The organism is Kineothrix sp. IPX-CK, assembly GCF_039134705.1.
In the GTDB taxonomy this organism is placed as follows: Bacteria; Bacillota; Clostridia; order Lachnospirales; family Lachnospiraceae; genus Kineothrix; species Kineothrix sedimenti.
Genome location: NZ_CP146256.1, coordinates 2,254,269 through 2,267,873, shown reverse-complemented (window position 1 = coordinate 2,267,873; position 13,605 = coordinate 2,254,269). Strand labels below are relative to the sequence as shown.

Here is a 13,605-nt window from a genome sequence, read left to right as displayed (position 1 = left end):
GCTATCCCCTTTCCTCCTGCCATTTTCCCGAGGTCAGGTTTTTGCGGTATACACCGTCTGTCATACCCAAACTTGGAATCTTTATCTTCTCTTGGACACCGCCTCCGGAACACCCCAGAATTACTTCTTCTCCCTTTTTCAGGTTGAAATTCACATTCATAAAGGAATCCTCTCCGGCATAATTCTTACATCCTATCAAAAGGCTTTCTCCCGGAGTCAATACTGTTTCCTCCAGATAATTCATATGGGAGACACTTTCCTTATCCATAATAAAGTATCCCCTCGTGTCAATTTCCTCCTCCGAAACATTGGTCAGAACGATATAATCTTCCTTCCCATTCGACTTGATTTCACTGATTATCAGCCCGTCACCCGCAGCCTCCGTATATAAGGTCACATACACCGAACCGTCAAGAAGCATCCCCTCATCGATGTGCAGCTCCTCCTCCATATAGGTTTCGCCGTTTACTTCCCAGTAAGAGAAAACTCTTCCCTCCGGTACTATGGCGGTAAGCACAGTATCGCATCCGGTAAGATATGTTCCCGTGAATTCCGGCTCGCTTACTTCCAGAGAGTTGACTTTCATCCCTTCACCCGAAAGACATGACGTATACAGAGAATAGGAATCGCCTAACTGCCAAAGCTGTCTTATCCCCTCTAATAAATTATCAGGAGTCACCTCGGCCCAAGCTCTTATACAATCCATCTGCATATCCAAATAGGTTTGGCTGATTTCGGGCAAATCGGAGTTTATAACACTTTCTTCTATATATTCCTGCATCTCGTTCTCCCGCAGGGCATTAAGCTCTTCCAGTACTTCGTTTACATTCTCCTGCGAAAAAGCGCCGTTCATCAAATCACAAATATACGAAGCAAAATATTTCCGGCAATCTTCGCGTTCCATCAATGCAGTGAATAAAGGTGCATAATTCCTTTCCCACAACATCACCAGAGTATCAAAGCTCTGAGACTCATCCAACGTGTCTCTTACCGAGCCGAGTCCCATGGTAGTGTCCACATCGAACAGAAGATAACGGTATCTTCCGTCAAATACCGAATCCTGCTCATATGCTTCGTCCTCCGAAACATAGCGGTAAGCCTTTAAATTGTTATACGGCCAGTCTCTGTTCGCCAGATACACCTCTACGGCAAAATATTGCAAATAGTTCTCCGTATCGATATAATCATTCAATTCTTCAAATACGGCATCCTTCGTCAAATCCTCAGTACTGTACTTATTATAGATTACCGTATATTCCTTCGAGCACTCTACCTCCAGAGCATCTGAAGCGTCCTGCATATTTGTCTCACCGTCGCCGATGACCACCATTTCCCCTTCGTATTCACCGTATTTCTCCTCGAAATATTCTTGGTCATAGGTAGAATGCAACCAGTAAAGCCCCTGATAGACTCCATTGATATATACACTGAGGGGACGGACACTCTGCGTATCGGGAAATCCTGCTTCCTTCGCAAGTGTCATTCCAAGCTCGTCCCGTATAAAGCCCTCCGAGCGGTCATTGCCAGTATTTCTTATTTTCAAGGTCTTATACTTTCCTATTACGCTTCCGTCCACCTCTGAAATTAAGTCTTCAAAAAAAGCAAAGCGGAACTTGTTCTCTTCGTCGTACTCGCTCCTGGCATACAGCTTGAAGGATTTCTGCTCCGATTGCCTTGTGAAGTTACCCGATATGCGAATTCCTCCGTTTTGGGAAATAATACGACTGCCGTCCTGTTCGAAAATTTCTATATGGACGTCCCGCTCGCTTTCCCTTCCGCGCACATTGTAATTTGCCGGAGTATCATAAGTAAGAGCCTCCTCCGGATGCTCGCTAAGCCAGTCCGCACGAAGCTTCCCTTCCACGAAGATCCCGTTCTCATAGCCGTACAGATCTTCCTCTTCTGCGGTGAGGCTCATTACCAGCGTATCGTAGCGCATATCTATATTTTTACCCAAGAAATAAGTATTCGTATATGTTTCAGACTGTGTTCCGTCCTCATAAACAGCTTTATATTTCAAAACGTTAACCGTTTCTTCCTCTCCGGCGGTTAACTCAATCGCTTCCTCATATAAATAGGTATCGTCACTATCTTCTTCCGGCTCCGAACCGTTCAGTGTATACAAAATATGCCCCGGTCTCTTCATATTCACCGTAAGCACAACATCTTCGCTATAAAATCCGCTTTCTGCAGACAATACAATATCCCCGGCATTTACTTCTTCTAATTCATCGAAGGCTTCTTTTTCCGGTGTCTGTCTTTCGCTGTTTAAATCCTCTCGCACAAAAAGAATCAGGACCAGAATCAAAGCTGCAGAGAATACGGCTATCAATCCTTTTCCAGTAATTGTAAAAACCTCTTTTCTTTACAAATATGGTAAATATGCCCTTATATTCTATTAATCTTTTTTCATTAATTCAAGCAAATATCCATTTTTTTAGTGTTGGGATATAATTTTTAATAATTATTTTACTTATTTTTTACGTTTTTTTTATAAAATATATAGTTTGTCCAATATAAAAGCTTATCATACAAATCTGAAAATACCTGCATAACTTTTACACACGGCATCATCAAACATCTATTTGCCCTGCCCGGTACATCATCATATCAGCGCAGGCACTTGAGTTTCCGTAAAATGTAATTTTTAAAAAATATAACTTCTCCTAAAGTACCAATCTGTCTTTTTTTTGAAAAATAAAAGGACAATACTTCGAATAGAGTCACCGAAACAAGCCCCGTGGGAACCGGACTTTGGGAGAAATATTATGTTATCTATTTATGCGATCAGCTTAAAGCAAAGTTGACGGTATGCAGGACGTTTTGTTCTGAACCAAAGCCTGACACCTTCTTTTGCATACGACAGTATACCAGAGATACCTTTCGCTAATCGGTAATAGCAGAATTGAACTTTTTCCTTTATAGGAGCTGCTGTCTGTATGATTGAAACTTTTAGGGCATTTGTTTCTGCTTTCATTGAAACCAGCGCAAGAAATGCCATACACATGGTAATGTAAAAATTTAGAGCATTGATTGCTTTCAGTTTCCGAACTCGGAAGTTTTCGAACTGGAAGACCTGTTTCTTGCAGCGGAAATATTCCTCGATGCGCCAGCGGGAGAAATAAAGTCTTGCAATCCGGATTACATCATCTCTGGATTTTAATTCTTTGTTCGTTGCGAGCATCATCGGATACTCTGTGATGCCATAGACAAGAACCAGAAAAATGTCTTTTCTGGATGCGGTGATCTGAACCTTCACATGGGATAGATAAGCCTCCCGTTTTTTACCTTTATAGAATACAGGTGTCGTGATTTTACCTTTCCGACGATTTCGAAGTTCTGTGGCAGCTACCCATTTGTTATGGAAAAGGAGCTTTCTTTTAGCAGTAAGCCGAATCACATAGTCCTGTTTTAATTCATCAAGCTTAAGGAACATCTTATTATCATCATAGCCCCGGTCCATAACAAAAGTAGCTTTTCCAAACATTGCTTTTCCACGCTCCATGGCATCGAAGGTAACGCTATTGACAGAGGTGAAGGTCTTTTCTTTTGAAGAATGGATTTTGGAGTAAATGCTGACAGGATGATTGTCTTTTGTCATGACACAGGCCTCTGTTACATGGTAGCCTTTCTCGTAGACATTTTTTGTTTTAGTACTTTTGGAACCATCCCTTACCATACCAAGAGCCTCAAACTTATATCCGTCAGGCTTGATGACGTCACTGTCATCGATATGGATTACCGGATCATCGGGCACCCATTTACGAACAGTTTGAAGATAAGAAAGTAAGGCTTGTTTGGAAGTCCCTTTATTTAAATGTCTGGTAAGGCGCTCAACACTGTTGACCTTTTTAGAGTCTTCGTGAAGTTGATCTGCAATATCAGTCAGAAGACAACTACCAGAAGCTAACATGCCATAGGTCATGTCCGAAGTAAACTTTTTGTCCGGTTTGGAAAGCTTACGGGATATTTTGTTTGAAAAAGATAAAATTTCACGTTTCAAAGTGTAGGTTTTTGTAGTAGAATTAAGCATGAGGAATCCCTTTCTTTATTGTTTAGTGTAGATTTTGTTTCGCAACTTAATTCTACTACAAAAGGACTGGTGATTCCTTATATTTTGGGCATTTTCTGAAAGTTGTTCATTGCATTACTAGTGAAACAAGGGGTTTGTGGATAAAACTACGAAAACTCAAGAGCGCAGGCAGCATTGACATCGAAATAGCTCTATGATAAATTTAAAACAATAACTTTGAGGAGGATCAAATGACAACAAATGAAATTCAAGTTTTAATCTCCATGGTACTTTATATGCTATGTATTATCAGTATCGGTCTTTTTTTTATGAAAAAAGCCAACAAGAACAGTGAAAATTATTTTCTTGGAGGCCGTTCTCTCGGTCCATGGGTCGCTGCAATGAGCGCAGAGGCTTCCGATATGAGCGGCTGGCTTCTTATGGGACTCCCCGGCGTCGCATATTTCAGCGGTGTAGCCGACGCTGCATGGACTGCAATCGGACTGGCTGCCGGAACCTATATCAACTGGCTCATCGTTGCCAAAAGGCTGAGACGCTACTCCGCCGTGGCCAACGATGCAATAACCATTCCTGATTTTTTCAGTTTTCGCTATCATGAGGAAAAGAAGATCATCATGATGATCGCCTCGCTTTTTATCCTCATTTTCTTTACCGTTTATGCCGCAAGCTGCTTTGTGACCTGCGGTAAATTATTCTCCAAGCTCTTCGGCGCTTCTTACCACTCCATGATGATTCTTGGGGCGTTATTCGTTATCATATATACATTTCTCGGCGGATTCCTTGCAGAAAGCGCTTCCGACTTCATTCAGGCTGTAGTAATGATATGTGCTCTGAGTACGGTACTTATTCTTGGTACGGTGAATGCGGGAGGCGTGGCTGCGGTCATTTCCAATGCGCAAAACATCGAAGGGTTTTTCAGTTTCTTCACGACGGCTTCACCTTCGTTAAATCCGGACGGAGTCCAGCAGGTTTCGGATGGAATAGCTTTATTCGGCCCTCCTGCCGCTTACGGCTTTTTGACTATAATATCCACGATGTCGTGGGGGCTCGGTTACTTCGGCATGCCTCAGGTACTTCTCCGCTTCATGGCTATCCGCAAAGTGGAGGAGCTTAAGAAATCCAGGCGAATTGCTACTACATGGGTATTGATATCTCTTTTCTGCGCTGTTTCTATCGGTGTTATAGGAAGGGTACTCTATCCTACGGAAGAAGCGCTGTTAACCAGCAGCGGCGCGGAAAGTGTATTTGTCGTATTGTCGCAGAGTATGCTTCCGCCTCTCCTGGCAGGTATCGTTATGGCGGGGATTCTTGCCGCTACTATCAGCTCTTCGGATTCCTATTTGTTAATTGCCGCTTCGGCTTTTTCTAAGAATATTTATCAGAGTATTATCAAAAAGGATGCTACAGACAAACAAGTAATGAAAATATCCCGCATTATTTTGATTGTGATATCTGTTATAGGTATTATAATTGCATTGGATGAGGCAAGCATTATATTCAAGGTGGTTTCTTTTGCCTGGGCAGGCTTTGGCGCGACCTTTGGACCGTTGCTTTTATTCAGTCTTTTCTGGAAACGCACGACAAGAGAAGGCGCTGTAGCTGGTATGCTGTCAGGCGGAATTATGGTATTTTTCTGGAATCTGGTGGTTAAGCCGTTTGGGAAGTCGCTTGGAGGACCGTTTGGAGAGGTATTAGGAATTTATGAACTGTTGCCGGCATTTTTGATTTCCTGCTTGTTTATCATAGTATTTTCACTTATGAGTAAACAGCCTTCGGACGAAATCATAAAAGAATTTGAATTGGCAAAAGCGCAAAGCCGGGGGTAACCGCAAAAACAAGGATTAATTGTAATTATATATAAATATAAAAAAGAACATTCGCTGGAATTAGATGGCCGGATGTTCTTTTTTTAACTTATGAATTCTTCCTCTTAATACTCATATACATTAAGTTAAAAAAGTACATGAACTTCATAATAATTATAAAGTTAGACGCATATAGATAACATCATCCATAGGATTATCATAATAAGGCAGGATTTCTTCAAAACCGTACTTCTGATATAGGTGAATGGCACTTTAGAAAGGTTTTATGGTGTCTAGGACAATTTCCCGATAGCCGTCTTTTCGTGCCTGATCTATGAGGGTTTCAATCAGTTTCTGACCAGTTTGCTCTTTCCTGTATTCCGGCTTCACATACAGTCTCTTCATTTCACAGCGCACAGCGTTATGCCTATGAAAAGCAATACAGCCTATCACTTCATCTTCGTCAGTAACAGCTGCAAAAAGCCGCCCATTTTCCCCTGTATACTTTTCTTCCAGATCTGATAACTCTTCGTCCAAATGCTGGAACTTCAAGTCACGGTTCAGGGAGTTTGTGTATTCTATAATAAGAGACTTGATTTCTTCTATGCAGCTACTTCCTTCCATTATTTTCATGTCATTAACCTTTCTTATTCAAAACATCATTTTCCAATTATTATAAACCATAGAAAAACCCGTTTCAATTAGTCATTTAAACTAAGTGAAACGGGTTTTGAGTTATACATAATTATTTGTAATTTACGATTTTTCCGAAGTCAGGCTTCAAAGCTGCGCCGCCAACTAAACCACCGTCGATATCCGGCTGTGCGAATAACTCGGCTGCGCTGGAAGCGGATACAGAACCGCCATACTGGATGCGGATTGCTGCTGCGGTAGCGTCATCATAAATTTCTGCGATGCAGTCACGGATAGCCTTGCATACTTCCTGAGCCTGTTCCGTAGTCGCAACCTTACCGGTGCCGATTGCCCAGATAGGTTCGTAAGCGATAACAGAGGAAGCTGCCTGAGCTGCCGTTACGTTTAAGAAAGCGATCTTAATCTGTTGGCGGATCCAATCGATAGTGATACCCTGCTCTCTCTGCGTCAAGCTCTCTCCGCAGCAAACGATAGGCGTAATACCATGCTCAAATGCTTTCAATACTTTTTTATTTACAGTTTCATCTGTTTCAGCAAAATATTCTCTTCTTTCGGAATGTCCGATGATTACATACTTCACACCTACATCCGTCAGCATCTTCGGAGAAATCTCTCCCGTATAAGCGCCGCTTTCTTCATAGTACATATTCTCAGCGCCGATATGGATGTTGGAGCCTTTTGCGGCCTCCATAGCGGGAATGATATCGATAGCCGGTACGCAGAATACTACGTCAGCATCTTCCGTAGCTACCAAAGGTTTCAATGTGTTTACTAATTCTACAGCTTCACTGGGAGTCATGTTCATTTTCCAGTTGCCGGCGATAATTTTTTTTCTTGCCATTTTTGTTAGTCTCCTGATTTTTTATTTGTCATTTGCTGCTGCAACACCCGGAAGTTCTTTTCCTTCGAGGAATTCTAAGGATGCGCCGCCGCCAGTGGAAATGTGAGTCATCTTGCTGCCAAAGCCAAGTTGATTAACTGCCGCTGCAGAATCGCCGCCGCCGATAATCGTGGTCGCATCTGTCTCTGCAAGAGATTTCGCTACCGCAATCGTGCCTTTTGCAAGGACAGGATTCTCGAATACGCCCATAGGTCCGTTCCAAACAACAGTTTTAGCAGATTTAACAGCCTCTGCATAGGTTACCGCTGTCTTTGTTCCGATATCAAGGCCTTCTTTATCTGCAGGAATATCTTCGGAATCCACTACGGATACTTCAATTTCAGCATCGATAGGATTCGGGAAAGAAGCTGCAATTGTGGTATCTTCAGGAAGAAGAAGTTTCTTACCAAGCTTCTGCGCTTTTTCCATCATCTCTTTACAGTAATCGAGCTTCTCGAGATCCACTAAAGAATTACCTACTTCGTAGCCCTTCGCCTTTAAGAAAGTAAATGCCATACCACCGCCGATAATAAGGGTATCGCATTTCTCTAACAGGTTAGAGATAACATTGAGTTTGTCGGCAACCTTTGCACCGCCGAGAATAGCTACGAAAGGTCTTTGCGGATTCTCAACAGCATTTCCTAAGAATTCGATTTCTTTCTGCATTAAGTAACCAACTACCGCTGTATCTACCAGGCTTGCTACGCCAACATTGGAGCAGTGTGCTCTATGAGCGGTACCAAAAGCATCGTTTACGAAAACATCACAAATAGAAGCCAGTTCCTTGGAGAAAGCTTCTCCATTCTTCGTCTCTTCCGCTCTGTAACGGGTATTCTCAAGAAGGATTACATCTCCGTCCTTCATCGCTTCTACAGCTGCTTTTGCGTTAGGACCAACCACTTCGGGATCCGCCGCAAATTTTACTTCCTGACCGAGCAATTCGGATAATTTTATAGCAACCGGTGCCAGGGATAATTCCGGCTTCGGTTCTCCCTTAGGTTTTCCAAGATGTGAACAAAGAATAACCTTTCCGCCATCAGCAATTAATTTCTTAATGGTAGGAAGCGCTGCTGTCAAACGGTTTATATCCGTAATAGCGCCTTCCTTGAGCGGAACATTGAAATCGCATCTGCAAAGAACACGTTTGCCATTAACGTTGATATCATCCACCGATTTTTTGTTTAATCCCATAATGATTTCCTCCATTTAATATAATTATTAAAGGTCCGGTCCATAAGACCGGACCCTTATAGGTCTTTAAATACAGTTCACCGCTATATAATTAGCCTAATTCAGCGAAGTATTTGATTGTACGAACCATCTGAGATACATAGCTGTTCTCATTGTCATACCAAGCTACAACCTGAACAAGATTGTCGGAACCAACCATCGTCTGAGTAGCATCGAAGATAGAACCGAATGTGCTGCCGATAACATCGCTGGATACGATTTCATCTGTATTATAGGCAAAGGACTCAGTAGCTGCTGCTTTCATAGCTGCATTGATTTCATCTTTCGTTACGGACTTCTCTACAGTTGCAACTAAGATTGTAGTAGAACCTGTAGGGGTGGGTACACGCTGCGCAGAACCGATCAATTTACCGTTCAAATCAGGAATAACCAAACCGATGGCTTTTGCTGCACCAGTAGAGTTGGGAACGATATTGCAAGCGCCTGCACGGCTTCTTCTCTTATCGCCTTTTCTCTGAGGTCCGTCGAGGATCATCTGGTCGCCGGTGTAAGCATGAACAGTTGTCATGATACCGGATTTGATTGTAGCAAGGTCATTTAACGCTTTTGCCATAGGAGCTAAGCAGTTCGTTGTACAAGAAGCTGCGGAAATAACCGTATCTTCTTTTGTCAATGACTCGTGGTTTACATTGTAAACGACTGTAGGAAGGTCGTTTCCTGCCGGAGCAGAGATAACAACTTTCTTAGCACCTGCTGTAAGATGAGCGGATGCTTTGTCTTTGGAAGTATAGAAACCTGTACACTCAAGAACTACGTCTACGTCCAATTCTCCCCAAGGAAGTTCTGCTGCATTAGCCTTTGCATAGATTGTAATTTTCTTTCCGTTTACGGAAATGGAATCCTCACCGTACTCTACAGCGCTTGCATATTTGTAATTACCCTGAGCTGTATCATATTTCAATAAATGAGCGAGCATTTCAGGACTTGTTAAGTCATTGATTGCTACCACTTCATAACCTTCTGCATCGAACATCTGTCTGAATGCAAGACGGCCAATACGACCAAAACCATTAATTGCTACTTTTACTGCCATTTTAGATTCCTCCTAAAAATGTATTTGTTTATATTATTTTGCAATCTAACTAACTGATTGTCAAAATTTTATCAGCACGTCTATTTTACCTAATTTGTCCCAATAATTCAAGTCGTAATTAGAAAATATTTCTTTTTTGTTTGTTTTTTAATAGTTTACTTACATTTCTTAGGTATAATTGGAGGAAATGCTAAATATAATTCCGGCGTTGCCTTTTCCTTCCATTTCCATTAAACTCTACTTATAGACATAAATTTTCCACCAAGCACAAACTATTAAGAAAGGATCTGCATATGGCTGTTTTATCCGATTATCATTTACACTCCTCTTTCTCAGGGGATTCCGATGCACCCATGGAAGCCATGATAGAAAGGGCTGTCTCTCTGGGCATGAAAAACATGTGCTTTACAGAGCATATGGACATAGATTACGTCTATGTAAAAGAAGAGGATACCGGCATGTTCGACTTAAATACCGATTCCTATCTGTTCGACCTGATTAAATACAAAGAAAAATACGCAGACAAAATCAATATATATTTCGGCGTAGAGCTTGGCCTGCAGTCCCATTTGGCGAGGGACTTGTCCAAATATGTGAAGGAATACGATTTTGATTTCGTAATAGGCTCCTCACACCTTTGTAACAGAAAGGACCCTTATTTTCCCTACTTCTACGAAGGCAGGCCCGAGGAAGAGGCTTACCGCGAGTATTTTTCTTCTATACTGGATAACCTGAAAGTATTCCAGAACTTCGATGTGTACGGTCACCTGGATTACGTTGTCCGCTACGGTCCTAACCGGGACAATGATTATTCCTATGAAAAATATAAAGATGTCCTGGATTCCATCCTCAAAAAACTGATCGATATGGAAAAAGGTATCGAAATCAACACCGGCGGCGTTTCCTATGGGTTGAAGGAATTAAATCCCTGCACCGGCGTTCTTAAGCGTTATAGGGAGCTTGGAGGAGAAATCATCACCATAGGCTCCGACGCACATTCTCCCGACCGCATCCTGAAGGATTTTGACCGCGCCGCAGACATCTTAAAGGCCTGCGGATACAAATACTATACTGTTTTTGCGAAACGGATGCCCGAATACGTAAGGCTATAAACACTATCAGATGATAGTGCCTCCGCCAAGAACATAGTCCTCTTCATAGAACACCACAGCCTGTCCCGGCGTCACAGCCCGGACGGGCTCCTCAAAGCTGCATTTTATTTCATCCTCCCCGATCCTTTCTATAAAACAGGGAGCGCCTTTATGAGCATATCTGATCTTCGCCGTCACTCTTCTTCCTTCCGGTAAAGCCTCCATTCCCATATAATTAATATGATTACAGATCAATTCCTTCGAAAAAACATCCTCATGTTCTCCGATGATTACCTCTCCCGTCTCCGGCAATATCTTCGTTACAAATACCGGATGACCCATAGCGAGATTAAGTCCCTTTCTCTGTCCCACTGTATAATGGGTAATTCCTTTATGCTGTCCTAAAACTTCCCCTTTTACCGAGATGAAATTACCCGGTTCAGGGACTCTGTCTTTCGCTTCTCTGTCGATGAAGCCTGCATAGTCGTTATCCGGGATAAAGCATATCTCCTGACTGTCCGGCTTATGTGCAACCGGCAGTCCCAATTGCTGTGCAATCTGCCTGATTTCATCCTTTGCATAGGCCCCCACCGGCATAAGCGTATGAGCCAGCTGATACTGGGTAAGGTTATAAAGAGCATAGGTCTGGTCCTTGGCCGCCGTCACTGAATTACAGATAGCAAATCTGCCGTTTGCAAGCTTCGCTATCTGTGCATAATGCCCGGTGGCTATATAGTCCGCTCCGATATCCATGCTTCTTTTTAGAAGAGATTCCCATTTTACATAACGATTGCATGCAATACAAGGGTTAGGTGTTCTTCCATGAAGATATTCCTCCACAAAATAATCGGTGACCTTCTCCTTGAACTCCTGCTTAAAATTCATTACATAATAAGGAATCCCGAGAAACTGGGCCACTCTTCTCGCATCATCTACCGCGGTCAGCCCGCAGCAGCCGCCATTTTCCTCCCGCTCTCCTTCTTCTTCATCCTGCCATATCTGCATAGTCACGCCGATGACATCATACCCTTCTTCTTTTAACAAATAGGCAGCCACGGAGGAGTCCACACCTCCCGACATGCCTACCACTACTTTCTTTTTCATGGATTAATATTCTTCCTCTTCCGCTTCTTCCCCTTCGTGGATATCGGATTTGGGCTTTACTAAGCCATCGATCACAATACCGTGCTTCCCTGCGTAATCCCAGAGTGCAGCATGAATTGCCTCCTCTGCAAGCAAAGAACAATGTACCTTAACCGGCGGCAGTCCGTCAAGCGCTTCCATTACCGCTTTGTTCGTTACAAGCAAGGCTTCCTGTACGCTCTTTCCCTTTACTAACTCAGTCGCCATACTGCTGGTCGCAACAGCGGCGCCGCAGCCGAAAGTCTTGAACTTACAGTCTTTTATGATTCCGTCGTCGTCGATGTCCAGATACATACGCATGATATCTCCGCACTTCGCGTTTCCTACCGTGCCGACACCGCTGGCATTTTCTATTTCACCCACGTTGCGCGGATGCTCAAAATGGTCCATTACCTTTTCCGTATACATACTTATTCCTCCAAAATTTATCTTACTTCTTCTGCTTCTTTATGAAGTCTTCATATAGAGGCGACATTTTTCTCAATTTATCTACAATTTCCTTTATCGCATCTATTACCGCATCCATCTCTTCTATAGTGTTCTCCTCGCTCACCGTTAACCTGAGAGAGCCGTGGGCAATCTCATGAGGCAAACCAATAGCCAAAAGCACGTGTGAGGGGTCCAAAGAGCCGGAGGTACATGCCGAACCGCTGGAAGCGCAGATTCCCTTCATATCCAGCATGATAAGAAGAGACTCGCCTTCGATAAACTGGAAACTGTAATTCACATTATTAGGCAGACGTCTTACACCGTCACCGTTCAGTCTGCAATGAGGGACTTCCTCTTTAATTCTCTTTATCAAATAATCGCGAAGCTCCCTTTGCTTTGCCGCACTTTCCTCCATGCGCAAAAAAGACAGCTCCACAGCCTTACCCATTCCTACTATACCCGTTACGTTCTCCGTTCCTGCACGTCTGCCCCGTTCCTGTTGACCGCCGTGGATAAAAGAACGAATCTTGATGCCCGTGCGGATATAGAGAAAGCCGATTCCTTTCGGCCCATGAAATTTATGACCGCTGGCACTGAGCATATCAATGTTCATCTCGTCCACATCGATGGGCACATGCGCATATGCCTGCACTGCATCCGTATGAAAAAGAACGCCATGAGCCTTGGCGATTGCACCTATTTCCTTAATGGGCTGTATCGTCCCAATCTCGTTATTGGCAAACATGACGGAAATCAAAACCGTATCCGGCCTTATCGCTTTTTCCAGTTCATCCAGCTTGACGATTCCGTTTTCATCCACGTCAACATAGGTTATCTCATAACCCTGCTTTTCCAGATAGCTGCATGTATGCAGTACGGCATGGTGCTCTATCTTGGAGGTAATAATATGTTTTCCCTTCGCCTCATAGGTCTGAGCAGTGGCAATGAGCGCCCAGTTGTCCGATTCTGAGCCGCCGCCGGTAAAATAAATCTCATTGTTCTTCGCACCCAGACTGGAGGCTATGCGTTCTCTCACCTTCGTTACAGCCTCCTTGGCCGTTGCTCCGATGGAATAGATACTGCTGGGATTCCCGTAATTCTCTGTAAAATAAGGCAGCATCTCGTTTACTACCTCGGATGCTGTTTTGGTCGTGGCAGCATTATCTAAATATATCAATTTTTGCATATTTTTCGCTCCTCATTTAATTCCTACTAACCCGCTACGGATTCAGTAATTTCACTATATCACTCCTCTTATGTTCTGTCAATAAATCAAATTGCATATA

General features: G+C 43.0%; 11 protein-coding genes. 2 read left to right on the top strand and 9 right to left on the bottom strand.

Translation table 11 applies throughout. From position 1 onward, the window contains the following. Position 1: 1 nt before the first annotated feature. The gene (locus tag V6984_RS10985) at positions 2-2,332 is read right to left on the bottom strand and encodes a CotH kinase family protein (RefSeq protein WP_342759823.1); all 2,331 of its coding nucleotides are present in this window, start codon (positions 2,330-2,332) and stop codon (positions 2-4) included. A 447-nt stretch (positions 2,333-2,779) separates the two neighbouring features. Next, positions 2,780-4,003 (bottom strand): transposase, encoded by a 1,224-nt coding sequence (locus tag V6984_RS10980; RefSeq protein ID WP_342756217.1) that lies wholly within the window; start codon positions 4,001-4,003, stop codon positions 2,780-2,782. A 260-nt stretch (positions 4,004-4,263) separates the two neighbouring features. Between V6984_RS10980 and putP the strand changes: the two genes are divergently transcribed. Next, positions 4,264-5,859 carry a sodium/proline symporter PutP gene (gene putP / locus V6984_RS10975; RefSeq protein ID WP_342759822.1) on the top strand — a complete coding sequence of 532 codons (1,596 nt, stop codon included), beginning with the start codon at positions 4,264-4,266 and terminating at the stop codon, positions 5,857-5,859. Between the two features lie 252 nt (positions 5,860-6,111). On the opposite strand, the gene V6984_RS10970 is transcribed toward putP, so the two are convergent. From V6984_RS10970 to gap, 4 genes are all read right to left on the bottom strand, one after another. Next, positions 6,112-6,471: a GNAT family N-acetyltransferase gene (locus V6984_RS10970; RefSeq protein WP_342759821.1), complete on the bottom strand. Its 360-nt coding sequence runs from the start codon at positions 6,469-6,471 to the stop codon at positions 6,112-6,114. A gap of 112 nt (positions 6,472-6,583) precedes the next feature. Continuing rightward, entirely contained in the window at positions 6,584-7,333 is a 750-nt protein-coding gene (tpiA, locus tag V6984_RS10965; protein WP_342759820.1) for a triose-phosphate isomerase, read from the bottom strand. A gap of 21 nt (positions 7,334-7,354) precedes the next feature. Beyond that, positions 7,355-8,563: a phosphoglycerate kinase gene (locus V6984_RS10960; RefSeq protein ID WP_342759819.1), complete on the bottom strand. Its 1,209-nt coding sequence runs from the start codon at positions 8,561-8,563 to the stop codon at positions 7,355-7,357. Between the two features lie 91 nt (positions 8,564-8,654). Continuing rightward, on the bottom strand, positions 8,655-9,656 hold the full coding sequence (gap, locus tag V6984_RS10955; RefSeq protein WP_342759818.1) for a type I glyceraldehyde-3-phosphate dehydrogenase: 1,002 nt from the start codon (positions 9,654-9,656) through the stop codon (positions 8,655-8,657). Positions 9,657-9,949: 293 nt separating this feature from the next. Between gap and V6984_RS10950 the strand changes: the two genes are divergently transcribed. Then, complete coding sequence (locus V6984_RS10950; protein WP_342759817.1) at positions 9,950-10,768, top strand: histidinol-phosphatase HisJ family protein; 819 nt, start codon at positions 9,950-9,952, stop codon at positions 10,766-10,768. Between the two features lie 6 nt (positions 10,769-10,774). On the opposite strand, the gene mnmA is transcribed toward V6984_RS10950, so the two are convergent. From mnmA to nifS, 3 genes are read right to left on the bottom strand one after another with little or no spacing between them, the layout of a single operon-like run. Beyond that, entirely contained in the window at positions 10,775-11,851 is a 1,077-nt protein-coding gene (gene mnmA / locus V6984_RS10945) for a tRNA 2-thiouridine(34) synthase MnmA (protein ID WP_342759816.1), read from the bottom strand. Between the two features lie 3 nt (positions 11,852-11,854). Then, complete coding sequence (nifU, locus tag V6984_RS10940; RefSeq protein WP_342759815.1) at positions 11,855-12,298, bottom strand: Fe-S cluster assembly scaffold protein NifU; 444 nt, start codon at positions 12,296-12,298, stop codon at positions 11,855-11,857. Positions 12,299-12,320: 22 nt separating this feature from the next. Continuing rightward, positions 12,321-13,505 (bottom strand): cysteine desulfurase NifS, encoded by a 1,185-nt coding sequence (gene nifS, locus V6984_RS10935; protein ID WP_342759814.1) that lies wholly within the window; start codon positions 13,503-13,505, stop codon positions 12,321-12,323. Positions 13,506-13,605 lie beyond the last annotated feature (100 nt).